Genomic DNA, 23,885 nt, shown 5'->3' with positions numbered 1-23,885 from the left:
TTTCTAGTCTCATGGGCTTGAGATACCGTGCCACTTAATTCAACGTCTCCTCCGAAAACTCTTTAATTTCTGACGATGATATCAGCTTCATGGGGGCACGAAGGAAGGTACTCTTCGTTGGAATTCTGGTAGTCATTGGGAGTTTACTGTTCGTCCCGTGGCCGGGGATGGTGTTCTACGAGCACTACTCCTATTTCTGGTGGGGGCCATCAACACCACAGGAGAAGGTGGAGTGCAAAGCTGGAACTGCACCCTTCGAGTTCGTCAGGAGTATCAACTATGAAAGCTGGAACGTGAGCGCGAACAAGTCTGATGGGATAGAAACGGTGGTGGCGGAGAGGAGTTTCCTCTCGAATGATGGATACGGTAGGACCTACCAGCGCCTCGTCCTGGTGCGAAAGGACGGTCGCTTGGTGGAGGTTAGATACACCTCGAGCACCGGCCCCTCGGAGAATGCCTACAGGGAAATTTGCTATACCCTTGAAAACGGCACGAGGGAGTGCGGGCTGGTTCTCACGGTGTATGACATTGACAGCAGGAGAGAGGAGAGGTTCACCATCTACTACACCCTCTGGGACTACCTCAGGAAATGCAGGCTGAAGGGGGGCTGAGGTTTACATTTTCCTGTTCAAACCCCCGTAGTTAAGTTTTTAAACCCGCTTCGTAAGTTAAGCACGGAACTCGTGAGGCCTCCCCGATAAACTGCGGGTTTCCCGCCCGAGGGGGCCGAGGTTCGAAAGATTTAAAAAGCCATCCTAGTCAATCGGACTAGACCAAAGTTTGGAGGTGTATGGAAATGGCTAAGGAGAAGCCGCACATTAACATTGTCTTTATCGGACACGTCGACCACGGAAAGAGCACCACCGTTGGAAGGCTCCTGTTCGACAGCCAGAACATTCCGGAGAACATCATCCAGAAGTTCGAGCAGATGGGTGAGAAGGGTAAGTCCTTCAAGTTCGCCTGGGTCATGGACAGGCTCAAGGAGGAGCGCGAGAGGGGTATCACCATCGACGTCGCCCACACCAAGTTCGAGACCCCGCACAGGTACATCACCATCATCGACGCTCCGGGCCACAGGGACTTCGTTAAGAACATGATCACCGGTGCCAGCCAGGCTGACGCGGCAGTTCTCGTCGTCGCCGTCACCGACGGTGTCATGCCGCAGACCAAGGAGCACGCCTTCCTCGCCAAGACCCTCGGTATCAACCACATCATCGTCTCCCTCAACAAGATGGACATGGTCAACTACGACGAGAAGAAGTTCAAGCAGGTCGCCGAGCAGGTTAAGAAGCTCCTCATGATGCTCGGCTACAAGAACGTCCAGGTCATCCCGACCAGCGCTTGGGAGGGCGACAACATCGTCAAGAAGAGCGACAAGATGCCCTGGTACAACGGCCCGACCCTCTTCGAGGCCCTCGACCAGATACCGGAGCCGCCGAAGCCGACCGACAAGCCGCTCCGCATCCCGATCCAGGACGTCTACTCCATTAAGGGTGTCGGTACCGTCCCGGTCGGCCGTGTCGAGACCGGTGTCCTCAAGGTCGGTGACGTCGTCATCTTCGAGCCGGCCAGCACCATCTTCCACAAGGCCATCCAGGGTGAGGTCAAGAGCATCGAGATGCACCACGAGTCCATGCAGGAGGCCCTTCCGGGTGACAACATCGGATTCAACGTCCGTGGCGTTGGTAAGAACGACATAAAGCGCGGTGACGTTGCCGGACACACCAACAACCCGCCGACCGTCGTCAGGCCGAAGGACACCTTCAAGGCCCAGATCATCGTCCTCAACCACCCGACTGCAATAACCGTCGGCTACACCCCGGTCCTCCACGCGCACACCCTCCAGGTCGCCGTCAGGTTCGAGCAGCTCCTGGCTAAGCTCGACCCGAGGACCGGTAACATCGTCGAGGAGAACCCGCAGTTCATCAAGACCGGTGACTCCGCAATAGTTATCCTCAGGCCGACCAAGCCGATGGTCATCGAGCCGGTCAAGGAGATCCCGCAGATGGGCAGGTTCGCCATCCGTGACATGGGCCAGACCGTCGCTGCCGGTATGGTCATCTCCGTTCAGAAGGCCGAGTGAAGGCCTTCTCTGACCTTTCCTTTACTTCCTTAAGCCTTAGGAGGGACGGAAATGCAGAAGGCAAGGATTAAGCTTGCGAGCACGGACATTAAGGCCCTCAACGAGGTCACCGACCAGATCAAGCAGATCGCCGAGAGAACCGGCGTTAGGATGAGCGGACCCATCCCGCTCCCGACCAAGAGGATAAGGATCACCACCAGGAAGAGCCCGGACGGAGAGGGCACCGCCACCTTTGACAGGTTCGAGCTCCGCGTTCACAAGAGGCTCGTTGACATTGAGGCCGACGAAAGGGCCATGCGCCAGATCATGCGCATCCGCGTCCCTGAGGACGTTACCATCGAAATCGAGCTCATCTCCTGATTCCTCTCCTTTATGCGCCGGGGTAGCCTAGCCTGGGAAGGCGCTGGCCTGGAGAGCCAGTGGGCTCTGCCCACCAGGGTTCAAATCCCTGCCCCGGCGCCACCAAACTTTGCCTGCGCAAAGTTTGATCAAAGTTGGCGTGCAAGTTCAAAGTTGCCTGTTTTCAGAGGGGTTATCCGTCATAATTGGTAGTTTATAGTGTTCCACTCTCCACAAGGCGTCCTTGGGACGCCAGAATAAAAGTGGAATCCCTTAAATAGTCGGTTTTATGTTAAGCTCTTTTTCATGGGCGAGTTTTAGAGTGCACGCTAACCTTTCCCAGCTGTTTTATGAGAAAGGGCGCTCTTTTGATAGAGTTTTGGTGAGCAAAGTCCTGATTGTAGGCCCTGTAGTTGGCTGATACACGACGGGAGAATATGGGCGAAGTTTTGTTTATGTGTAAACAGAAAAGTAAGAGGGGCCTCAAATCCCGGCCCCAATGTCCTCCGCGATGTCCGGGAGGTCGAGGGCCATGAGCTTGGCCTTGGTCGGGATTCCGTCCCTGCTCCAGCCCCTCGCTTGGTAGTACTCGTCGAGCATTCTGTCGAGCTCCCACGGCGGGACGTGGAGGCCTTTGCTGACACCCTCGGGAATCGGCTCCCACATAATCCTGTACGGGAGCGTGTCGTCTTTCCTGGTGAAGCCTTCCCTGACGTTGAAGGCCCTCGCTATGTTCATTATTCTCTCACCGATGACCATCAGCTCTGCTTCACCGATGTTCATGCCGGTGACGGCCTCGACGAGCGGCGGGAAGCCCTCAAGGAAGTACATGTGTCTTGAGAACTTGCACGTTCCGGTGGCGTCGTAGACCGCCATGAGGTTCTCGTGGAACGCTATTTCGAATCCCTTGTTCTCGCCCCTGGTCCTGTCGACGCCGTCGAACTTCCACCACCTGCCGACGAGCTCGGTTCCGTAGGCGCCGCTGGTGAGGTGGTCGGCACCGCGGACGTTCACGGCGAAGGCAAGCGCCATTCCCTTTATACCGCGGACGTCATAGGCAGGCGGCTCCATGCCCTTGACGTGCATGGCGAACTTCTCGCTGCCCTTGCCGAGCCTCTCGCTGGCCCTCTTGACGCCATCTGCCAAAAGCTTTCCGAGGTTGCCCTCGCGGTAGGCCATCTTCCTGAGGGCCTCGACCGCTGCCTCTCCGTTGCCGAAGGTCAGCTCAAGGCCATCTGCCTCTTCCTTGGTGAGGAGTCCCCTCTCGTAAGCCTCCATGGCCCAGGCGATGGTGACACCGGCTGAGATGGTGTCGAGACCGAGCTGGTCGGCGAGGTAGTTGAGGTAGGCAACGGTCTCGAAGTCGTCGAGCTCAAGGACGCCGCCGAAGGAGTAGAGGGTCTCGTACTCGGGACCATCCACCATGAAGGTGCCCCACTTCTCGCTCTCCACCCTGACGTACTGGCTGCACGGCTTGTTGCACATCGGGCACGGCTTCCTTCCCGTGCGGTACTTCGGCGCCCAGAAGTACGGGTCGATTCCGATGTGCTCTCTGCCCTCCTCCTTGGCCTTCTCGTAGGCCTTCTTGAAGAAGCCCATCTGCCAGTTCCTGGTCGGGAAGGTACCGCGCTCGCGGTTCATCCAGTCGAGGAACTCACCGCTTCCGTAGTCCATGTCCGCCTTGGTGGCCGGGTGGTCCTTGAAGACGAGGGCCCACTCCTTCAGGAGCTCGCGGAACTTCTCGGGGCTGGCTATCGGGACCTTCTTGCTGCCCTTCACAAGAATGCCCTTGAGCTTCTTGCTTCCGAGGACGGCACCGGGCCCTCCACGGGCGGCCTGCCTGTCATCGGTCTCGATCGTCGAGATGAGGCTGAGTCTCTCGCCCGCGGGTCCGATGAACGCGGTCGCATAGCCGGGGTATTCTTCCTTGGCCTTGGACCTTGCCTCGCCGGTGGTGAGGCCCCAGTAGCCGTCGGCGGGAACGATCTCGACGTCATCGTCGTTGATGATGAGCATGACGGGTTCGTCGCTCTGTCCCTCTACTATGAGCATGTCGTAGCCTGCCCTCTTGAGCTGGACTCCCATCTCGGCACCGGCCATGGCCCTTCCGTAGCCGCCGGTGAGCGGGCTCTTGAAGTTGAATGCAGTCTTGGAGCCGGTTCCGATGCCGGTATCAACGAACAGACCGGGCGTGATTATCATCTTGTTCTCGGGCCCGAGGGGGTCAGCTTTAGCTGGAACCTCGTCGTAGAGAAGTCTGGTTCCAAAGCCAACGCCTCCGAGGTACTTCCTCGGGAACTCCTCGGGGAGGGGCTCAACCTTGACCTCTTTGGTGGTCAGGTTAACCCTCAGAATCTTGCCCCAGTAGCCGCCTTTTGCCTCCATTTCAGAATCACCTCGAAAGATTTTCGGGTTGAAGGATATAAGGTCTTCGCAAAAGGAAGCGTTTCACAGTATATGTTAAGTTAAGTTCAATTGTTAACCACCAGCGAACTGCCTTCGACACAACGGACCAAAAGTTTGTCCGATGGAACAGAAAGTTCCATGGACGAACCCAATGGGGAAATTTAAACGGTCGCTGGAACGTCGTGCGGTTGGGACAGGACCTTTCAACGGAAACATAGAAGAAAGGCTCATCTCTTGAAGACCCTCACGTCAACGACGACGTGCCAGACCCCGGGGGCGTAGCGCTTGATTACCAGCTCGTTGAGCTTCTCGGCCTCGTAGCCGTGCTCCCTCGCGATTTCCCTGAACGTCCTGAATGGCTCTTCCGGCATCAGCCTCTCCGGAACTGTGTTGTGGTAGTGGATTATCGCTTCGTCCTTGGCTATGCTGAGCGCCTTGGGGATGAACTCGTGGGTCGTAACGACGTAGCCCATCAGAATCCTGTCGGCTATGTTCTCTCCAGGGAAGTCGCGGTTATCGATGTTGTATGCCGTCATCCTGTCCTGAACCCGGTTCAGTTCGATATTCTCAACGAGGAACTGGAATGTGTACGGGCTCTTTTCTATTGCAATGACCCTGGCCTTCCCGTGAACGGCCATCGGCAGGCTTAGGTGTCCGATTCCGGCGAACATGTCCACCACGAGCTCCCCGGGCTTCGCGACCTTTGCCATTCTAACGCGCTCTTTGACGTTGGCCGGGGAGAACATGACTCTGGCAACGTCGAGCTTGTATCTGATTCCGTTCTCAACGTGCACCGTCACCGTATCGCTCCCGTATAGAACCTCGTAGTTCGTCTCGCGGAACTCGCCGCCTATTCTGCCCTTCCTGAGGACGGTTTTGACCCCGATTACCTGGGCATAGACCTCGGCGATGCGGTGCTTGTACGGCTCAAGCTCCTGCCTGAGCGGCAGAATCAGTACATCGCCTATCTGAACCCAGTGTTTGGGGAGCATCTGGACTAACTCCCCGGGGAGTTCACGGGCCAACGTTTCCCGAATGCGGGGTTTGATGAGTCTGGTGTTCCCTTGTCCCATTTCACGTCTAATCCTTAGGCATGGGTTTTAAACCTTTGCCCACTACCTGTCATAAGTCCCATAATGTTTCCAAGATTGAAATAGAAAGCATTTTCAGACTCAGTGCCTCCTGCTTGTCCACAGCACAAAGGCGAATGCGAGCAATAAGATGACTAATATGATTCCATTACCACATATTTCTCGTTCACACTGCGAAAAATCAAGGGTCATATTGATCAAAACCTCTGGCCTGAGGTCTGGGGAATCATTGTATGTTATCCGGTAGAGGGGAAAAGTTTTGAGCTCATCTCCGTCGTAGAAAAACAGAACAATAGGGTTCAGTTTATCCACATTTTCGACCATGAGATTATCAGGGGAACAGTTTCCCCTTCCGTGTATTATAACATTTGGATATCCATAATCCGTCGTCCCCTCATAGAAAGGGACATAGAACAGAACCCCGTTTTTGAGAAAAACTGCCCTGAAATTGTCGTAGTCCGATTTTAACAGCACGTGGCCTTTCAGGTTTTCCAGCGGAACTCTGTATGTCTGGGAGCCGTTAGAAAAAACGAGGGTATCTCCTTCCACTCTACCCGGAATTCCATGATACGGGCGAAATAGATAGGACAGGTTACCTAATGGACGAACGCATGCCTTCCCCGGATGGATTTCGTAGTAATTCGACTCGTTTGCCTCCGGAAGCCCAGGCTTTATTTCACCGAACATGTAGGCCATCCTCCACGATGAGTTCGAATGGCTAAACCCGATTTCTACATCCACATTGGAGAGCTGGGGGACGTAAGCAACGTTGCTCCCGTTGAAGTAAAACACATAGCGCCTGAAAAACGTTGGATCGAGTGAGCAATAACATAGTTTCTCCTCCGAGCCGGTGCCTGGGCACATCGTATAATACGCCAGGTCCCACCCAACGACGATGAAAGCGTCAGATTCTCCAGGGTAAACGCGGATGGATGTGATAAATCCATCGCTCTGCGCTGCCGCTAAGGGTGAGATCAGGAGTATTAAGGCCGGGAGCAGTAAAAGAAGGCTTTTGGACATGATGCTCACCGATACTGCATCTGGCTGGTCTGAAATTGCCTTATTCTTCGCACTTTTAAAACTTCTTATCCTGCAGTGACAATAGGTAGTACTCTCTCACCACCGGAGATGGCAGAGATTTCGCCGTTTCGGCAAAAAGCGAGGAGAAAGCCTTAAAAAGCGGAACCGCGAATTTAAAACGAGAAATCCTCCGGAGGTAGATGAGGAGTATGGATGAAGAACCTTCAAGTAGTTGGTTCTCCCGCCTGTTTAAGTCACGTGAGAAACCCGTCTTTCTTGAGCAGAAGCTCAGCAGGGAGGCATACGAGGACTACAGGGAGCTTTTGATGAAGGCCAGGCCCGAAGTGAACGGCTCAAAGCTCACCCTGAGGCTGTCCAACGGAACGGTTGAGCTTGAGGACGGCGTTCTGAGGGTGAAGGCCAGGAACAAAAAGACCGCGGAGAAGATACTGAGGAACCTCCACCACTACGAGCAGCCACCGAGCATCTGGCCTGCTTATGGCCTGAGCTACTCGCTCAAGAGGAAGAAGGGTACCATACTCTGATTTCCTTCTCCCTTCATTCGGCCTTCTTTCCCCAAAGGTTTAAATGGTGGGTTAGCCTTAACCCTCCAAGCGGATGACGACCCTTGCCCAGTCTGATGGGTGATGACGTCGGTATTAGCTGACGCAGGGGCGGAGAGGTTCGCGGGCCGATGACCCGCCCCCTTCCTGGAGGGAACGGAATGGCCGAAAATGACGGAATCAACGGGAACGATGGTCTCATCGAGTTCTACGCCAGCGAGGCCTTAACCTGTCCGAGGAGGATATACTTCAGGCTCAAGGGCTACCCAGAGAGATGGCCGGAGTTCGTAAAGGTTAGGCTGAACCAGGGCATAAATACCCACAACGTCCTCGGGGAGATCCTGCAAAAACGCTTCGGTTTCGAGCTTGAGAAGCACCTCGTTCTTCGCTCCCGGAGGCTCGGTTTCGAGATACACGGCAGAATAGACGCCATAGGGGACTTCCCGATCGAGATAAAGGGCAAGACCAGCCTCCCCAGCAAACCCTACGACTACCATATGGCCCAGCTTAACATTTACATGCGCTGGGCAGAGGCGGAGTACGGCTATCTCTACTACGTCAAGCTCCACGAGGAGCCGATGAAGGTGATAAGCAAGATCGACTTCTCGCGCTTTCCAATCGTCAAAGGGCCGAACTTCAGGGCCTTTGAAGTCCCCTACGATGGCAAGCTCTTCCGCGAGACCCTCAAGCATTTCTACTCCGTCAAAAAGGCCTACAAAAGAGGAAAGCCCCCCAAAGGGGAATACTCCTACACGTGCAGGTTCTGCCCCTACCGCTACCTGTGCTATCCTGACGAGGAGTGAGTGCCCGTTCCTAACCTCTCAACCTCCATTTGAGTCCGTTATCAACGACCGCGTCCACCTTCCCCTCGTTGTAGAGCTTCGCAATGAAGGCCCTGGTGGGGACGAGGTTGAGGGCGAGCTTCTGGGGCGTGACCTCGACCCCGTAGTACTTCATTATGCGGAAGGCGATACCGTCGATGCCCATTGGCCCCTTCCTCAGGATGTCCAGGATGAGGCTTTCTGTTTCCTCGACACAGGTGAGGTTGAAGTCGAGCAGTTCGAGCGCCTCCTCCCCCTCCACCGGCCTGCCGTGGGAGGGTATCAGGAGAAAGCCCCTTTCTACATAATTCTTTAATTCTGTAATTGAAGCTTTGAATAGGTCAGGGTCGACCATGTAGGGCATGCCGACCGAGGTTATGACCCGCTCCCCGAAGAAGGCGTCCCCCGCGTAGAGAATCCCGCCCGCCTCGTCCACAAAACCCGTCATGCCGGGGGAATGTCCGTCCAGCTTCACAGACTTGAGACCGAAGGGTTCGTCACCCCACTCGAAAACCGCGTGAACCTTGACCTCGTCAGGGAACTGGAAGACGAGGAATCCGTTCGGCGCCTTTGAGCCAAAGGTGAGCAGTTCCCTGTTCAGCGGACTCTCGGCTATCGAGAACTCGAAGCGGTGCATGAAAAGAGGAGCGTCGATCCTCGGCGCAACCGATATGTGGTCCGCGTGGCCGTGCGTCGCAAGCTGGGCCTTTATTTCGACCCCCAGCTTCCGGACCTCCCTTTTCAGATCCTTGTGCCGCCCGCTCCCGTGGCCGGGGTCGATCAGAACAGCCCCTTCCCTGAGAACCTTTATCAGGGTAGATGGACTGCCCGGGTATAGGTAGATAGAATCTCCGAGCTTTCTCAGCGCCATGTTACCACCGCAAAAGTTAGGAAAGGGAGAATAAAAGGCCATCGATGGAATGGAAAAAGCAGGAAAAGGGAGAGGCCTCAGACGTGCCTCGGGTAGAGGGTCTTCTTGCCCTCGTCCTTGGCCCTCTTGACAGCCTTCTCAACGAGGGCTTTAACCTCGGCCTCGAGGGCCTCGTAGAACTCCGGGTTGACCCTCATCTCGGGGTCGATGGCCTTGACGGCCTCCTTAACCTTGCTCTTAACAATCATCTCAGCCATTTCATACACCTCCTTTCAGCGGGGCAATAATCATACCTCCTTGGGGTTTATAATCCTTCCTGCGGTTCCCGGGGTGCGGAGAGGTGCCGCTGGGACACACTCCAAAATGTTAAATGCTCCATGAAGATAGTGGTTACGGTGGTGGCATGAAAAATCGGAGGCTCGTCCTTATCGACGGCGAGCACTATCCAGACGTCACCGCGTGGGCGGTGGAAAGGCTCGGTGATGTCTGCTGCGCCGTCTTTCTGGGCGGGAGTGAGAAGATTAGGGACATTCGGGACATCGAGGAGAGGCTCGGGATTCCAGTGTATTACGCGGGGGACTACCTTGCCGCCCTCGCGAGGGCCCTCCGGGAGAACGATGTTTGCGAGGTCGTTGACCTGAGCGACGAGCCAGTTCTGAACTACGAGGACAGGTTCAGGATTGCATCCCTGTGCATGCTGCACGGGGTGACCTACCGGGGGGCCGACTTCACGTTCACCCCCCGGCCGCTGAAGAGGACCAGAAAGCCGAGCCTTGCCGTCATAGGGACGGGGAAGAGGGTCGGCAAGACTGCGGTCAGCGGCTTCATAGCCAGGACCCTCAAGGAGATAGCCAACCCCGTCATAGTCACGATGGGCCGCGGGGGTCCCGAGGAGCCGGAGCTGATAGAGGGGGACAAATTTGAGATAACCCCCGAGTTCCTGGTCAAGCTGGCGGGGGAGGGAAAGCACGCCGCCTCGGACCACTTTGAGAACGCGCTCACCTCACGTGTGGTGACCATAGGGTGCCGCCGCTGCGGGGGAGGCATGGCGGGGTTTTCCTTCTTCGATGTTGTGGATGAGGGAGTTAAGCTGGCCGAGAGCCTGCCGAACGACCTAATAATCCTCGAGGGCAGCGGGGCAACGTTTCCCGCCTACCGCGCAGATGGGTACGTCCTCATGGTCAGCGCCGCCCAGAAGCCCGACTTCATAGGCGGCTACTTCGGCCCCTTCAGGCTCTCCCTGGCGGACATAGTCGTCGTCACGATGGCCGACTCGGTACCCCGGGGGCGGCTGAGGAAGCTTGAGAGGATAATCCTGGAGATTAACCCCGACGCGGATGTGCATCTGACCGCGTTCAGACCGAGGCCCCTCGGGGACGTTTCCGGGAAGAGGCTGGCCCTCGTGATGACGTCGGGGCTGGCCCTCAAGGGGGCGAGGAGGTACATCGAGGACATGGGGGCGGACGTTGTTCACACCTCTGACAACCTGTCGAGGAGACCTGCACTGAGAAAGGACCTGGGGGGATTCGAGGGTATCGACGCGGTGGCCGTTGAGCTTAAAGCGGCCGCCGTGGACGTTGTTACCCGGTGGGCACTTGAGAGGGGAATCGAGGTGATCTACCTGGACAACGAGCCTGTCAACATCGATGGGAAGGACCTAAGAAGGGCCGTTTTGAGGCTCGGCCGCTCGATACTGGAGGGAAGAGGATGATAATCGTAACCGACCCCGAGAGCAGGGCCAGGCTCCCGTTCTCAAGGGGAATCCTCACGCGCTCAATAACCCTCGCGGGTGTTGATGTGGGTATAGCTTACATCATAGCCACGGAGGTTCAGAAGGAGCTGAATTCCAGAAAGGCCAAGTTTGTCACCACGGAGGAGATACGTGAGCTGACGTACAGGAGGCTCATTGACCACGGCCTTAAAGAAGCGGCGAAGCGCTACCTGTTCTGGCGCCAGCTCCGCCGCCTGAAGGTGCCGATAACCATTCTCCTCGGTGGGGCAACAGGTGTAGGGAAGTCAACGATAGCGACCGAGCTGGCGTTCCGCCTCGGCATAAGGAGCGTTATAGGGACGGACACGGTAAGGGAGGTCATGAGGAAGATAATAGCGCCTGAACTTCTCCCGGATCTACACACGTCGTCCTTCCTCGCCTGGACGGCCACCGGCAGGGTAAAGGGAAGGGACTCCCCCCTTATCAGGGGCTTCGAGGAGCAGGTTCGCCATGTGTCCGTTGGCCTCAAGGCGGTCCTTGAGAGGGCCCACAAAGAGGGCTTCAACACGGTCATCGAGGGCATACACCTTGTTCCGGGCTACGTTGAGCTCAACGACAGGGACTTCATGTACGTGATAACTGTGGGCAGCAAGCGGGACCTGGAGGCCAGGTTCTACGAAAGGGCACGCTACAGCAAGAGGCCTGCCGAGTACTATCTCGAACACATAGACGCCATCATGGAGATACAGGACTTCATTGTGGAGATGGCGAGGGAGCATGGGGTTCGGGTGATAAACAACGTCGAGCTGGAGCACACTGTGGACGTTATAATGGAGGACATAATGGAGCGGCTGATGAAAAAGGTGGGAGGGGACGTCAGAGGGTGAACGGGCCTTTTATTTTCCATATCCCAAGGAGCCTTCCGCTCCCCCACGTGGCCTGAACCTCAAAGGCGACTATCATCCCGGGGTATATGTCTATAAGGTTGAAGCTGTTTCCGAAGGGGTTCCTGTGGAGCTCCCAGCTTATTGAGCCCGCGTTGACTACCGGTGTTTTCTCAACCTTGACCGCGAAGGAGTTGCCTCCGTGGCCGGTCAGCACGAGGTTGGCCTCCCCCTCCGTCAGTGTCCTCAGCACGTCACCGGCGTCTTCGAGGAATCCCACCTCCCTGCTCCGCGGAATCGGGATTATGTTGTGGTGCAGAACGACCACAGTAAAGCTCTCGCGATACTCCTCGAGGTGTCTCGCTACTTTCCGCTGGCCTATCCGCCCGACGACCCCTATAGGGGTCTCGTACTGGGCGCTTATCACTGGAAGGAACTTGAAGTCCTTTATCTCCACAATCTCCGGTTCGCCGAAGTACTCCAGGAACAGGTCGTAGCCGAGGTAGGTTATGTCGTTGTGACCGGGAACGACGAGCTTTTCCGCTTTGATCTTCTCGTAGAACTCGTAGGCCTTCTCGTAGTAGCGCTCTATCCCCATATCCACGACGTCGCCGTTGTGAATCACTATATCCGGCCTCAGCTTTTCGTTTATTGTACGCACCGCGTTTTCGAGTACCTTCCTCCTGAAATACATCCTGTCAGAGACGTTGCTCTCGCTCATCTGGACTATCCGGAGCAGGCGCTCCCCGCGGGGCACGAAGATCTTCGGCTTTATGGGCCTGTGCTCCTTCCTCACCTCGTCCCCGGTCACGCGTTTTATCGTAACCTCTATCCTGCCGTCGTCGTGAATGGTGATGATGTTGTAACTGTTCACGTCCCCCTTCCTCGTCTTCCTGCAGGATGCGCACCCCGCGTTGTCGACCACCATATCCTCGATGCGGTAGACGTTGGGCACGTGCTTGTGGCCGCAGGTGTAGAGGCTGACCTCGTGCCTGAGGAGGAGGTCGAGGACGTCGCCTGCGTTGTACAGGACGTTTCTCTCCCGCCCGGTGTCGGGCAGCGGGACGAGGTGATGGTGCGCGGCGACGATTTTGAACTTCTTCTCGGAGTACTCCTCGAGTCTCGCTTTGAGCCACCGGAACTTGTGGCCGCCCACTCTGCCATCGCTCAGGTCGGGTATGGTCGAGTCAACCCAGATGACGACCCCATCGCGGAACTCGTAAACGCCGTTCAGCGGCCCTATGAACTTCTCGAACAGTTCGTAGCCGACGTTCCTGACATCGTGGTTGCCAGGGATAACGACGAGCGGCTTCTTTATTTTTCCAAGCTCGTACGAGGCCCGCTCGTATTCCTCGCGGAGGCCCTGGTTGGTCACGTCGCCGGTGTGTATCACGAAGTCGAAGTCCCCGCGGTTCACGTCGTTGACTATGAGGTCGTAGGCGTAGCCCTTGTAGGCGCTCTCGCCGGTTATGTGGGTGTCGCTTATGTGCGCTATCCGTATCATACCCATCACTCGGCCGCGATGGCTGTCTCGAGCCGCCTCCTGCTGGCGGTCAGCAGGTCGCTCAGGCTGAATATACCCACTATCTCGCCGTCCTCTTCGATGAGCATGTGCTTGACTCCTTTCTTGGCCATCAGATCGAGAACGTCCCTCACGGGTGTGTTCGCGTCAATGGTTATCAGCTCCCCGCTCATGATCTCCCGGACTGGGGTGCTATTTGACAGCCCCGGGATGACAACACGCCGGATTATATCGCTCTTCGTGAAGAACCCCACCACTCTGTTTTCTTCGACGACAACCAAGGAGCCTATGTCGAACTCCACCATGACCTCACAGGCGCGCTTTACGCTGTCGTCCGGAGAAACGCCTATCAGTTTCCTCGTCATGTAAACCTTGATCGGGGCATCCCTATCCATGTTGCCACCCAAAATAAAAGTGGGGGGCATAGTATATAACGTTTCACAGGCGAACCGTCTCAACGTCGAAGTCTTCCTCACCAAGCCTAACGTAGAACGCGGTTCCGTTTGGGATTACCCGGTAGTCCGCGGGGTGGTACAGCTCGAAGGTTGAGGACGTCACCGCGAAGAGGTCCTTATCTTCGATGAGGAGCAGCCTTCCGTAGTCGTAGTTCAGCGGGTTCCCGGCGTATTTCTCGCTCATGCTGGCGGTTATGAAGGCGGAGAATCTTCCCCCGGAATCCTGGAACAGGGTGACGGTGTTGAAGAGGGACTTCATCGTCCCGTTGATGATCCGGTACTGCTCCAGAACGTCATCGAGCGACGGGCTGGGGAGCCTCCTGCACAGGTAGGTGGCGAAGGCGTAGGTGTCCGAAACGTTCTCCAGCTCCTCTCCGTCCAGTTCGGCGAGCTCCATAATCCTCCCCTTGTCAAGGTCGCCGTTGTGGAGCAGCCAGAACGTGAAGCCGTGTCTGGACGAGAACGCAAACGGGTGGACGTTGAAGAGGTTCCTGGCCCCCTGACTGGCCGCCCTCGTGTGGGCCATCAGCACGGTGAAGCCCTCAAGCTCCTCTCTGAGGGAACCGAGGGCGGCGTCGTCCTCAAATATGGGCCTCAGCGAGCGGTAGTGCTTCACCGAACCCTCCTTCAGGAGGACGTACCCCCATCCGTCCCTGTGCTGATTCCCCCTTCCCCTCCGCTCCTTGTACGGGTCATTTTCGGAGGATCTTACCAGGGCATCCAGCAGCGGACGAATCCGCTTTCCGTCACCTGCTGCAAACATTACGCGGCACATAGTCCCACCGGAGCAATTTGAACCCACCGCCCAAAAGCTTTTAGGTCGTGGGGAGAGCACTAAAGCGGTCGGGGGTATAGGTATGGAGGGGCTTACCAAAGCCGTGGCCAGCGTCAGGAGGAAAATCCGTTCACACAGGGAACTCTACGCCAAGAACGAGGAGGCGGTGAAGCAGCACCTCATCGGGGAAATCTTCCAGGCGCTCGGCTGGGACTGGAACAACCCGGAGGAGGTCAGGCCGGAGGAGCGGACGGAGGACGGGAGGGCGGACTACGCGCTCATCCTCAATGGCGGGGTCTTTGCCTACGTCGAGGCCAAGAACCTCGGGGTTAACATAATCACGCGGGACGAGCCCCTCCGCCAGCTGGCGCGCTACTGCTTCAACTCCGGTGTTAAATACGGCATCCTCACGAACGGTGCCGTGTGGATAGTGGTGAAAGCCTTTGAGGAGGGCTCCCGTCTGAGGGACAGGGTTCTCGTTACCGTCAACATCGAGGAAGAGCCCCTTGAGAAGGCCGTGCTGAAGCTGTCCATTCTCTCGAAGTCCAGGATAACCGAGATGGAGAGGATTGCCTCCCTTCTGAGGGCGCTTGAGCTGAGCTTTCTGGGACTCAGACAGGAAGGCTACTCCGAGGATATGCTGATCGAGTACCTGACGTCGCGGGAGGGCATGAACACAGTTCCCGTTGGGGAGCTGAGGGGGGACGAGACGCCCAAGGCAGCCTATGTCTATGACGGTGGGTGGAAGTTCCTTCCCCTCCAGGAAAGGAGCATCAAGGGGGTTCTCCTCTCCGTCCTGCTGTATTTGGAGAAGCGCGCCCGGGGGTACGAGCGGGAGGAGGTACGGAGGGCCTACGAGCACATCAGGAGAATGTCGCTCAGCCCCGAGACTGCCCTGGATGTACTCAAAAAGCTGGAGGAAGAGGAAAAGCTGAGGATATCGGTTGAGATTTGATGGTGCTCAGACCACCTTCCAGAGCTCGTCGCTCTCAGGTCTCTCAAGGGGCCTCTCTTCCCCGTTCTCAACGATGACCCTGACGCCGGGGTCTTCCACGAACTCCCCTATGACGGAGGCGTTTATGCCCTTCTCTCCAAGGGCGTTCAGGATCTCATCCACGCCGTCCCTCGGGGCGGCTATCATCAGGGCCCCAGAGCTTATCAGGGCGAGGGGATTCAGGCCGTAGAAGCGGCATACCTTGAGCGTCTCCTCTCTGATGGGTATCCTCTCGAGGTGCACCCTGAAGCCCAGGCCGGCTGCGTCTGCCATCTCGTGAAGGCCGTTCGCTATTCCACCCTCCGTCGGGTCGTGCATGGCGTGAACGCCGACCTCGCTGGCCGTGAGGGCATCCTCCACGACGCTTATCATCTCGATGAACCCTCTCGCCCTCTCGACGAACTCCCTTCCGAAGGCTCTCTCAAGCTCCCCCGCTCTCTCGCCCGCTATTATCGACGTTCCCTCAAGGCCGGCCCACTTTGTGAGTATTATCGCGTCTCCAGCCTTGGCTCCGTTCGACGTTACAAGCTTTTCCCTCGGCACCTCCCCGAGCATCGTCCCGACGACTATCGGCCTGTCGAGGCCCGGCGTTACCTCCGTGTGGCCGCCCACTATGGCGACGCCAAGCTTTGCAGCGCTCCTGTGGAGCTCTTCCATTATCCCCGAGAGCATGGCCTCGTTGGAGTTCTCCGGGAGGAGGATTGAAACGAGGAACCACTTCGGCCTGGCCCCGAAGGTGGCCACGTCGTTGGCGTTGACGTGAACCGCGTAGAAGCCTATTCCCTCCCCGGCACCGGTTATGGGGTCGGTCGATGCAACGAGAACCGTCTCTCCGAAGTCTATCGCGGCCGCATCCACCCCGAGGTCGGCCCCGAGTATCACCCTCTCTCCCTTGGCCCCGAGGCGGTTGAAAACAAGCTCTCTGAGCTTTTCCGGTGGAATTTTACCCGCGGGCAGCATTTTTATCACCCTCTGACAGCACCACTGGGGAGTGAATGTCTGTGCTTAAATGGATTTCTGAGAAACGGCGTTTCATCATAACCTGCGGTGGGGGATTGGAGAATAAAAATTAAAGGACTCACGGGTGCTCGTGTCCCCTCCCAACGGGGAGGCGTTCGATCCCCTTGAATTTCCATCTTCCCTGCGTGTAGAGTTCGAGAAGCTTGTAGCGTATCTTCCACATCAGGGTATCGGCGACGTCGTAGTCACCGTTCTTAACGGCCGTTTTCAGCTCCTCAACGAGTCCCTTCAGTTCGGTGGTGTTTATTCCCGCCCTTTCCAGCGCGCTGATCTGAACCTCTATTCTCCAGAGGTATACCTGGAACCGCATAGAGTTGTTCTTCTCGATCTCTGTCTCCCACCTGTTTGAGGCCATCCTTATGACGAACTCGGCGTGGGCCTTCGCAGCTATGGCCTGCCCGTAGGCCCTTCCGTACTCACCGTCATCATAGGCGTTCCTGGCTCTCTCGAGCTCCTTCTTGGCGAGGTTCAGCATCTTCTCCGCGACCCGGTCCCTCTGGGGCGGCAGGGTAACGTTCGCGAGCAGCTCCTCGGCGGAGGCAATGCGCTCCTCGCTCGTGTTGATGGCCTCCATCGCCATCTCAGGGGTTATGTTTACATCGACCTCTGTGACGTTGGCCCCGACGCGGTTCTCGAACCTCTCCCTGAGCCTCTCGGTCATTCTCACCATGACATGGCTTCTGATGAGTGTCATGTTCTTCGGGTGGGCCTCTATCTTCATCATGACTCTGGTTATGTTGGTGGTGTCGTTGGCGAAGATTATCACCCCGTGAACCTTCACGGCCTTCCTGAGGGCGACCCTGATCGCGGCGGTGTCGTTGCCGGGAACCACTATCACGTGGTTCTCGAACTTTATCCTGAGCTTGGCGGTTGCGTTTCCTATGACCGCCAGGTTGGTCTCGTACCTGTTCCTGCCCCACCAGCGCTCGACGGTGATGTTGAGCTCCTTTAGATCATCCAGGTACCTATCGACGACGGCATCGGGTCCGCCAATTATTATAACATTATCGGGGCCGTAGCTCATCACGCCCGCCGTGACGTTCGGGTCATAGACCCCCCATGGGGTCGTCACGACCACCGCGCCTGTCATGTTGGCGAGGTACTGAGCCAGTGTGCAGTCAGCCTCGTTGTCGCTGACGAGTATGACGGTCACGCTGGTATCTGCGGCTGACACGTGGCCGAAGGAGGCGGTCGTCGCCACCATCATCAAACCAAAGAGCAATGCAATAGCTTTTTTCCACACCATAGAGCTTCACCTCGCTTTTCTTTTTGAAGACTGTCATATTTAAGCTTTTTTCACGAAATCGTAGTCTTAGATTCATGTTTGTTCAGCATAGTCCCTCTTTACAGGCTTTTTCATAGCTTATCGTTAAACAACGTTAGCCAACGTTTATTTAAGTTTATAGGGGCACAAAATCCCGTTATTTTGGTTGGGGCGGGTTTAGGAAAGAGTAGGCAGAAAAAGAATCACGGGGCGACGTAGTAGTACTCGCCCATCTCCTTCTGCTCCCTGTCCTTGACGCTGTTCTCCTTGTTGGCCCTGGGCCTGCCAGTGTCGGGGTCGCGTCTGAAGGTTATGCCGACCCCCGCGAGGAAGCGGTTCATTCCCTCGCGCATTCCCGTTGGGGGCAGCGCCTTACCGTGCTTTCCAGGTTCGCCCTCGAAGACCATAAGCCTGTCGCTGATGTAGTCTATCATGAGAACGTCGTGCTCGACGACGAGGGCGGTCTTGCCCTCCTTCTCCATCAGGTGCCTTATCGCCCTCGAAACAGCCAAGCGCTGCTCGACGTCGAGGTACGCGGAGGGCTCGTCGAGCAGGTACAGGTCCGCGTCGCGGATGAGGGCCGCGGTTATTGCAACCCTCTGAAGCTCACCGCCCGACAGCTCGTTCACCTGCTTGTCGTAGAGGTCCGGAACGCCGAGCGGGTTCAGGAGCTCGGTCTTGTAGAAGCTGTTGAGGAGCTTCCCGGCGTTTATCTTGCTCAGGAGATCGTAGACGGTTCCCTCGTAGTCAACCTTGATGTACTGCGGCTTGTAGGAAACCTTCAGCTCCCAGTCGACCTCCCCCTCGGTGGGCTTCTCGACGCCTGCGAGCATCTTCACGAAGGTGGTCTTACCGATTCCGTTGGGGCCGACGATGCTCACAACTTCGCCCATGTAGAGTATTCCGGGCTCGGCCTCGAGCCTGAAGCCGCCGTAGTCCTTCACCAGTCTCGGGTACTCGACCAGTATCTCGCCCTCCTGGCTCTTCCTCTCGCTGGATTTAGTGAACCTTATCTCCTGGGGCCTGAAGCGGACGTTCTCGTCCTTCAGGTAGCCGCGCAGGAACTCGTTTATTCCGTTGCGCGTGCCCTTCGGCTGGGAGAATATACCGTAGGCGCCGGGCTTACCGTAGACGACGTGGATGACATCGCTGAGGTAATCCAGGACCGCCAGGTCGTGCTCGACGGTGAGAACCGCCTTGCCCGAATCGGCCAGGTGGCGGATTATCCTGGCCACCTTGAGCCTCTGCTTTATGTCGAGGTAGCTGGACGGCTCATCGAAGAAGTAGAAGTGGGCATTTCTGAGTATCGCCGCGGCTATGGCAACCCTCTGAAGCTCACCGCCGGAGAGGTGTTTTATGTCCCTGTCAAGGACGTTCTCCAGCTCGAGCTCCCTTATGACCTCATCGAACCTGCCCTCCTCGTCGGCCCTCTTGAGCAGGTCCCGAACCTTGCCCTTAACGGCCTTGGGGATTAAGTCCACGTACTGGGGCTTGACCACAGGTTTAATCTGCCGGTTCTTGAGCTTCTCGAAGTAGTTCTGGAGCTCGTTGCCGCGGAAGGCCTTTATGACGGCGTCCCAGCTATCGTTATAGCCGCAGAGGTTCGGGACTATCTGACCCGAGAGTACTTTGACTGCCGTTGTTTTACCGGTTCCGTTCGGTCCGAGGATACCGACCACCATTCCGTCCTTAACGACCGGAAGGCGATAGAGAACGAAGGAATTGACTCCATAGCGGTGGACGCAGCCTTCTTCAAGCTCCTCGGGGAGGTTCACGATTGTTATCGCGTTGAACGGACACTTGTGGACGCAGATTCCACAGCCCGTACAGCTCGCCTCCTGGATCACCGGGCGGTAGTTTTCTTCGTCTATGATTATCGCCTCTCCGCCCATTCGATTGACTGGACAAACGCGCTCACACAGGAAGTGGCCGCACTTATCAGGGTTGCACCTATCGTAATCGATGACCGCTATCCTCATCACTCACCACCGGGTTAGCCTACCGAAAGCCCTTTTAAAGGGTTGCGGGATATCTCAATCCATGCGGCTCAACGGAAGAGACATCCTCTGGATGGTGCTCCTGTTGATTCCTCCCGCTGCGTTCTATGTGCCCTCAAACATAGTGAAATATTCCCCGTTTTTGATAGCGTCTGTGGTGGTCTTTGTTGTCTCGCTGTTAATGTACCACAGGGCCCGGAAGAAGTCAGAAGTGGGGCTGGAGGCCTTCCTGTCGGTGCAGTTCGTAGGACTGGTGCTTGGCCAGGTTGAGAGCCTCCTGGGGGTTTTGCTGTTCATACTGCTAGCTGCTGTTCTGACGGCGTGGCTCCCCGACAGCGTATCAGATGGCAGGCCCCTCGAAACCGTTGGAGCGATACTCTACACTGTTTCCATAGCCCTGCTGACGTACTGGCTGGTGGAGCCAGAGCGGTCCTGATGCCTCCAGTGAAGACAATTAGTTCCGACAGTCTCCCACACAGAAATTCGATTGAGTATTTTCCCCCATTTGCCTGAAAAAGTAAAAAGCCATATGGTATTATGGGGTGGTAAACGTTCTAACAGCCTCCCGGAGGAGTGGATCCTCAACCCAGTACCTTTTTTCCGATGAACGAACGAAGCCCGCCTTTTCCAGCGTTTCGAGGTATTTGTAGACGTGCTGTACCCTGGTAGGAGCAAGACCTATGGATTGAAGCCTCCTGTAGATTTCGGCCCCCCTGAGGGCACTTGGATAAGTTTTGGCCAGGACTCTTAGAATTCCAATGTAAACCGCACTGTTGTAGACGTTCAGAAAGGCCTCTATATCCTTCCGCCATTCCTCAAGCGCATACCTCCTGCTTTCCATAAGGGCCATTGGAAGCGCTTCTTCCGGGCTTTTTCCATCCCTCACGAAGTTGACGACCGTGATGCCATAATGGGAGACGAATCCCGGAACTCCTCCCAGCTCTTCAACGGCTCTTGAGAGCTCCAGCTCGTTCGCCAGGCTTATCCCGTAACTTCTGAACCCCTCCATGAGGTAGCCCTTCCCCTCACTGGTGCTCCACCTTGGAAGGGTGAAGATTTCCGCCGAGCGCATGAAGTTGGGCCTTTCGGCGCTTGGATTCAGATATTCAACCAGCATACCCGGCATTGAACCCGTGAAAACGAGGGAGATGTTCGGATAGCTGTCCGTTATCTCCTGCAAAAGGCCTCTAAAGTCGAGGTTCTTCAGTCTCGCTAAGACCTGGGCTTCGTCGAATATCAAAACACCCAGCCTGGCGTTCTCAGACAATACCCTGACCAGCCTTGAAAAGTCCCTGCTGAACTCCTCGATGCTCGTTTTTCTCACCTCCACGCTGAGGCCCCTGAAAGATAGTGTATAGCTCTTGCTCGTCGTTATCATCTTCAGCGATGTTCTCTTGGGTTCTATATCGGATATTGAAATCGCCTTCGACCCGAGGAATCGGGAGAAGTTGAAATAGACATAGTGGTGTCCCCTTTTTCTCCGCAGCTTTTCTGCCATCACACTAACCACACTCGTTTTTCCCACCCTTCTCGGACCGAGAAGAACCGCAGCATTGCCCCGGAGAACTGCCCTGAGAAGGCTCTCAACGGTCTTTCTGTGGCCCTCTCCCCAGAGACATTCCTCCTCCATCACCGGTCTGGTTCGGAAGAAGTTTTTACACCCCATGTAATTTACACCCCATGTAAATTACATGCCGTGTAAATTTAAGTGTTTCTCTGGAGGTCAGGATAAATTTTTAATAGGCATCCAGTGCACCCTACTACATGGATATTTTATCCCTCCAGGTCTCCGTCCGGCATGGCGACAACCCTGAGGAGATAGCTTACAAGGTTGCCCGCAGACTTAGAAAAAAGGGACGGTACAGTGAGCTGGTTCCACTCATAAAGCGCTATGGCTGTTCAGACAATGTTAAGATGTTAATCCTTTGGGAGGCACGGCTTCTCGCCCTCAGAGGAGACAGGACGGCATTTTACCTGCTTGAGGCATGCAACGAAACGGAACCCGATCTGCTCGTGGAATATTTAAGGAAAACTTGGGACAGTGTGACCGTCATTGAAAACCTCCACCTGGCCGGGGAGAACGTCCGCAAGGTGTTCAGGATAACCACAGAGGCACTGCGAAAAATAAACCTTCCAGGGGTTCTTTTCATCTGCAACCTCCCCAGGGGGAACTATCACAGGGAACTCTGCAGGTTGGCCCTTCTCAGAATGGCAATTCTAACCAAAAACCCAGGGGAGGCACTTGAGGTCTGTCATGAACTTCTCAGGCCTACGAGGGCAAAGCTGTTTCGAAGTATCGGAAGGGACATCGAAAACTGCGAAGAGGCCATTGAAGAACTGGTTGAGACTAACCGTGAGTCCCTTTACTGGAACGATTGCGTTGAGCTGGCACTGAGGGGAGAACTCACCAAGGCCCTCTCACTGGCAGGGAATTCCGAAAGACTGCTCGCTGAGATAATTAAGGATTACTTCCTCTCGGGTTTTATTAAGAATCCCCGCGAGCTCCTTGAGGGCCTTAAAATGGGGGAATTCAAGCGGGGTCTCAGGTGTTTCCTCGGGGCCTTTGTGAGGCGGGAACTCAAACTTGAACCTATTTACCTCGTTTACAGGTGAAGGAGATGGAAGTGGATGAGCTAATACGAGCTGGAAAGCTTGATGACGCGGAGAGGGCACTCAGGAGCGTTAATCGTCATGAACTCAACGACATAGAACTTCTGGACTACTCCCACGACGTTGTGGCCCTTGGACTTGGGTTCCTCAAACGGGATGGGCTTGAAAAAGCTACCAGCACGGTGCTATCACTCCTGGATGAGTTGGAGGACATCTCATGGGGAATTGGAAGAATTTTCAAGGAGTATCTCAAGGAATGCACCCCAGAACGGGTTCGGAAGGTTCGTGATATGATCTATCTCATCCCCGAACCAGAGGAGAAGGTGGACGTTCTACTGGATGTGTATGAGTGCCTGGAAAACACTCCGGAGGGAATAAAAGTTCTCCGTGAGGCGTTTGCTTGGGCTTTACATGTTGAGGGGCGCTCCATGAGGACTTACATGATCTCAAGGGTTCTCAACAGGGTGCATGATGTTGAGGATTACGATTTAATGCTTGAGCTATGCCGCAGGATAAAGGGGGGAGAGAGAAGGTCCGTGTTCGAGGATTTTCTCTTCGAGAACGAGAGCGCAAAAACCTGCGAAGAACTGATTGACATTCTGAGGAGGCGTTCTGAAGACGCTGATGTCATCGATGTAGTCATACAGGCCCACAAAGAGAACGAAAAAGAGCTGCTGCGCTCCAGAGGGCTGAACCCGAGGGTGTATAAACTCGTTCCCAGAAGAACCGAGGAGGGGGTTACCTTCTATGCCGTCCCGGTGCCGCTTTATCCCCTGCTTCTCCTCCTCTGGAGGATACAGGGTTTCTTGAGGGGGATGAAAAAGAGAACTTAGAGGCTCCCCTCAAACGAACTCATGAAGAGCCTCCTCAGCCTTACCCTCCCCCTCGTCCTCTCCGTCAAAAGCTCCATCAGCTTTTCCGCCTCGCCCTTTCTCGTCTCGACGGTGAAGGTTACCAGCTCGCCGTAGTCTTCTCCAACGACCCTCCCGTCGGAATTCTCAATGGTCTCCCTGACATGGTGAAAGAGACTGTAGGGAAAAGTCACCTGGAAGCGTTCCGTTTCGTGAACCTCGACTATACCCGCGTTCTCGATGGCCAAACTTGCAGTATCGCTGTACGCCTTAACCAGACCACCGTAGCCGAGTTTTATGCCGCCGAAGTAGCGGGTAACGACGACTACAACATTGCTCAGGCCTTTATTCTGGATTACCTTGAGAACCGGTTTCCCGGCAGAGCCTTTGGGCTCGCCGTCGTCATCGTAGCGAACTGCAAAGTTCTTCCCGTCGTTGATGAGGTATGCGGAAACGTTATGAGTTGCGTCACTGTGGTGGGCCTTGATTTTTGCGATGAATGCTTTGGCCTCTTCTTCCTTCTCCGCGGGTGATGCGTAGCCTATGAAGACGGACTTCTTGATCACCAGCTCCGCTGTTCCGACACCCTTCAGCGTTTTCACCTTTAT

At 55.9% G+C, this 23,885-nt stretch carries 24 protein-coding genes and 1 tRNA gene; 12 read left to right on the top strand and 13 right to left on the bottom strand.

Features of this window, described 5'->3' with window-relative positions:
• Positions 1–89 precede the first annotated feature (89 nt).
• From TIRI35C_RS05850 to TIRI35C_RS05835, 4 genes are all read left to right on the top strand, one after another.
• Positions 90–611, top strand: coding sequence for a hypothetical protein (locus TIRI35C_RS05850; RefSeq protein WP_188202109.1), 522 nt, complete (start codon positions 90–92; stop codon positions 609–611).
• Between the two features lie 185 nt (positions 612–796).
• A complete protein-coding gene (tuf, locus tag TIRI35C_RS05845; protein WP_188202108.1) occupies positions 797–2,083 on the top strand; it encodes a translation elongation factor EF-1 subunit alpha in 1,287 nt (428 codons plus the stop codon).
• Between the two features lie 51 nt (positions 2,084–2,134).
• Complete coding sequence (gene rpsJ, locus TIRI35C_RS05840; RefSeq protein ID WP_014011815.1) at positions 2,135–2,443, top strand: 30S ribosomal protein S10; 309 nt, start codon at positions 2,135–2,137, stop codon at positions 2,441–2,443.
• A gap of 16 nt (positions 2,444–2,459) precedes the next feature.
• Positions 2,460–2,545: transfer RNA gene (locus TIRI35C_RS05835), tRNA-Ser, on the top strand.
• 360 nt (positions 2,546–2,905) lie between these two features.
• Here the strand turns inward: TIRI35C_RS05835 and TIRI35C_RS05830 are convergent.
• From TIRI35C_RS05830 to TIRI35C_RS05820, 3 genes are all read right to left on the bottom strand, one after another.
• Entirely contained in the window at positions 2,906–4,807 is a 1,902-nt protein-coding gene (locus TIRI35C_RS05830) for an aldehyde ferredoxin oxidoreductase family protein (RefSeq protein WP_188202107.1), read from the bottom strand.
• Positions 4,808–5,055: 248 nt separating this feature from the next.
• Complete coding sequence (gene taw2 / locus TIRI35C_RS05825) at positions 5,056–5,901, bottom strand: tRNA(Phe) (4-demethylwyosine(37)-C(7)) aminocarboxypropyltransferase Taw2 (protein WP_188202106.1); 846 nt, start codon at positions 5,899–5,901, stop codon at positions 5,056–5,058.
• A 99-nt stretch (positions 5,902–6,000) separates the two neighbouring features.
• Positions 6,001–6,939, bottom strand: coding sequence for a hypothetical protein (locus TIRI35C_RS05820; protein ID WP_188202105.1), 939 nt, complete (start codon positions 6,937–6,939; stop codon positions 6,001–6,003).
• Between the two features lie 209 nt (positions 6,940–7,148).
• Between TIRI35C_RS05820 and TIRI35C_RS05815 the strand changes: the two genes are divergently transcribed.
• On the top strand, positions 7,149–7,484 hold the full coding sequence (locus TIRI35C_RS05815; protein ID WP_188203069.1) for a PIN domain-containing protein: 336 nt from the start codon (positions 7,149–7,151) through the stop codon (positions 7,482–7,484).
• A 179-nt stretch (positions 7,485–7,663) separates the two neighbouring features.
• Positions 7,664–8,305: a CRISPR-associated protein Cas4 gene (gene cas4 / locus TIRI35C_RS05810; RefSeq protein WP_188202104.1), complete on the top strand. Its 642-nt coding sequence runs from the start codon at positions 7,664–7,666 to the stop codon at positions 8,303–8,305.
• Between the two features lie 10 nt (positions 8,306–8,315).
• On the opposite strand, the gene TIRI35C_RS05805 is transcribed toward cas4, so the two are convergent.
• Complete coding sequence (locus tag TIRI35C_RS05805; RefSeq protein WP_188202103.1) at positions 8,316–9,194, bottom strand: MBL fold metallo-hydrolase; 879 nt, start codon at positions 9,192–9,194, stop codon at positions 8,316–8,318.
• Positions 9,195–9,271: 77 nt separating this feature from the next.
• Positions 9,272–9,451, bottom strand: coding sequence for a hypothetical protein (locus TIRI35C_RS05800; protein ID WP_188202102.1), 180 nt, complete (start codon positions 9,449–9,451; stop codon positions 9,272–9,274).
• A gap of 146 nt (positions 9,452–9,597) precedes the next feature.
• Between TIRI35C_RS05800 and TIRI35C_RS05795 the strand changes: the two genes are divergently transcribed.
• On the top strand, positions 9,598–10,905 hold the full coding sequence (locus tag TIRI35C_RS05795) for a 2,3-diphosphoglycerate synthetase (protein WP_188202101.1): 1,308 nt from the start codon (positions 9,598–9,600) through the stop codon (positions 10,903–10,905).
• Positions 10,902–11,792: a 2-phosphoglycerate kinase gene (locus TIRI35C_RS05790; protein WP_188202100.1), complete on the top strand. Its 891-nt coding sequence runs from the start codon at positions 10,902–10,904 to the stop codon at positions 11,790–11,792. Before TIRI35C_RS05795 ends, TIRI35C_RS05790 begins: the two co-directional genes overlap by 4 nt.
• On the opposite strand, the gene TIRI35C_RS05785 is transcribed toward TIRI35C_RS05790, so the two are convergent.
• From TIRI35C_RS05785 to TIRI35C_RS05775, 3 genes are read right to left on the bottom strand one after another with little or no spacing between them, the layout of a single operon-like run.
• A complete protein-coding gene (locus tag TIRI35C_RS05785; protein ID WP_188203068.1) occupies positions 11,782–13,293 on the bottom strand; it encodes a metallophosphoesterase family protein in 1,512 nt (503 codons plus the stop codon). The two genes, TIRI35C_RS05790 and TIRI35C_RS05785, sit on opposite strands and share 11 nt — an antisense overlap.
• A 5-nt stretch (positions 13,294–13,298) precedes the next feature.
• A complete protein-coding gene (locus TIRI35C_RS05780; protein WP_188202099.1) occupies positions 13,299–13,706 on the bottom strand; it encodes a CBS domain-containing protein in 408 nt (135 codons plus the stop codon).
• A 43-nt stretch (positions 13,707–13,749) separates the two neighbouring features.
• Positions 13,750–14,541 (bottom strand): class II glutamine amidotransferase, encoded by a 792-nt coding sequence (locus tag TIRI35C_RS05775; protein ID WP_246454696.1) that lies wholly within the window; start codon positions 14,539–14,541, stop codon positions 13,750–13,752.
• Positions 14,542–14,623: 82 nt separating this feature from the next.
• Between TIRI35C_RS05775 and TIRI35C_RS05770 the strand changes: the two genes are divergently transcribed.
• Positions 14,624–15,496: a type I restriction endonuclease gene (locus tag TIRI35C_RS05770; RefSeq protein ID WP_188202098.1), complete on the top strand. Its 873-nt coding sequence runs from the start codon at positions 14,624–14,626 to the stop codon at positions 15,494–15,496.
• 6 nt (positions 15,497–15,502) lie between these two features.
• Here TIRI35C_RS05770 and TIRI35C_RS05765 read toward each other — a convergent pair whose 3' ends face one another.
• From TIRI35C_RS05765 to TIRI35C_RS05755, 3 genes are all read right to left on the bottom strand, one after another.
• Positions 15,503–16,495 (bottom strand): AIR synthase family protein, encoded by a 993-nt coding sequence (locus tag TIRI35C_RS05765; RefSeq protein WP_188203066.1) that lies wholly within the window; start codon positions 16,493–16,495, stop codon positions 15,503–15,505.
• A 118-nt stretch (positions 16,496–16,613) separates the two neighbouring features.
• Positions 16,614–17,801, bottom strand: a complete 1,188-nt coding sequence (locus tag TIRI35C_RS05760; protein WP_188202097.1) for a cell wall-binding repeat-containing protein — start codon at positions 17,799–17,801, stop codon at positions 16,614–16,616.
• Between the two features lie 221 nt (positions 17,802–18,022).
• Positions 18,023–19,798, bottom strand: coding sequence for a ribosome biogenesis/translation initiation ATPase RLI (locus TIRI35C_RS05755; protein ID WP_188202096.1), 1,776 nt, complete (start codon positions 19,796–19,798; stop codon positions 18,023–18,025).
• A 61-nt stretch (positions 19,799–19,859) separates the two neighbouring features.
• Between TIRI35C_RS05755 and TIRI35C_RS05750 the strand changes: the two genes are divergently transcribed.
• On the top strand, positions 19,860–20,252 hold the full coding sequence (locus TIRI35C_RS05750; protein WP_188202095.1) for a hypothetical protein: 393 nt from the start codon (positions 19,860–19,862) through the stop codon (positions 20,250–20,252).
• Positions 20,253–20,351: 99 nt separating this feature from the next.
• Here the strand turns inward: TIRI35C_RS05750 and TIRI35C_RS05745 are convergent, their stop codons facing one another.
• On the bottom strand, positions 20,352–21,446 hold the full coding sequence (locus TIRI35C_RS05745) for an AAA family ATPase (RefSeq protein ID WP_246454694.1): 1,095 nt from the start codon (positions 21,444–21,446) through the stop codon (positions 20,352–20,354).
• 134 nt (positions 21,447–21,580) lie between these two features.
• On the opposite strand from TIRI35C_RS05745, the gene TIRI35C_RS05740 reads away from it, so the two are divergent.
• Complete coding sequence (locus tag TIRI35C_RS05740) at positions 21,581–22,429, top strand: hypothetical protein (protein WP_188202093.1); 849 nt, start codon at positions 21,581–21,583, stop codon at positions 22,427–22,429.
• Between the two features lie 5 nt (positions 22,430–22,434).
• A complete protein-coding gene (locus TIRI35C_RS05735) occupies positions 22,435–23,259 on the top strand; it encodes a hypothetical protein (protein ID WP_188202092.1) in 825 nt (274 codons plus the stop codon).
• On the opposite strand, the gene TIRI35C_RS05730 is transcribed toward TIRI35C_RS05735, so the two are convergent.
• The gene (locus tag TIRI35C_RS05730) at positions 23,256–23,885 is read right to left on the bottom strand and encodes a YigZ family protein (protein WP_188203065.1); all 630 of its coding nucleotides are present in this window, start codon (positions 23,883–23,885) and stop codon (positions 23,256–23,258) included. The genes TIRI35C_RS05735 and TIRI35C_RS05730 overlap by 4 nt on opposite strands.

Origin of the sequence: Thermococcus camini, assembly GCF_904067545.1 — an archaeon.
GTDB lineage: Archaea > Methanobacteriota_B > Thermococci > Thermococcales > Thermococcaceae > Thermococcus > Thermococcus camini.
The sequence above is the reverse complement of the archived record's forward strand: the minus strand, read 5'-3'. Positions and strand labels throughout refer to the sequence as shown.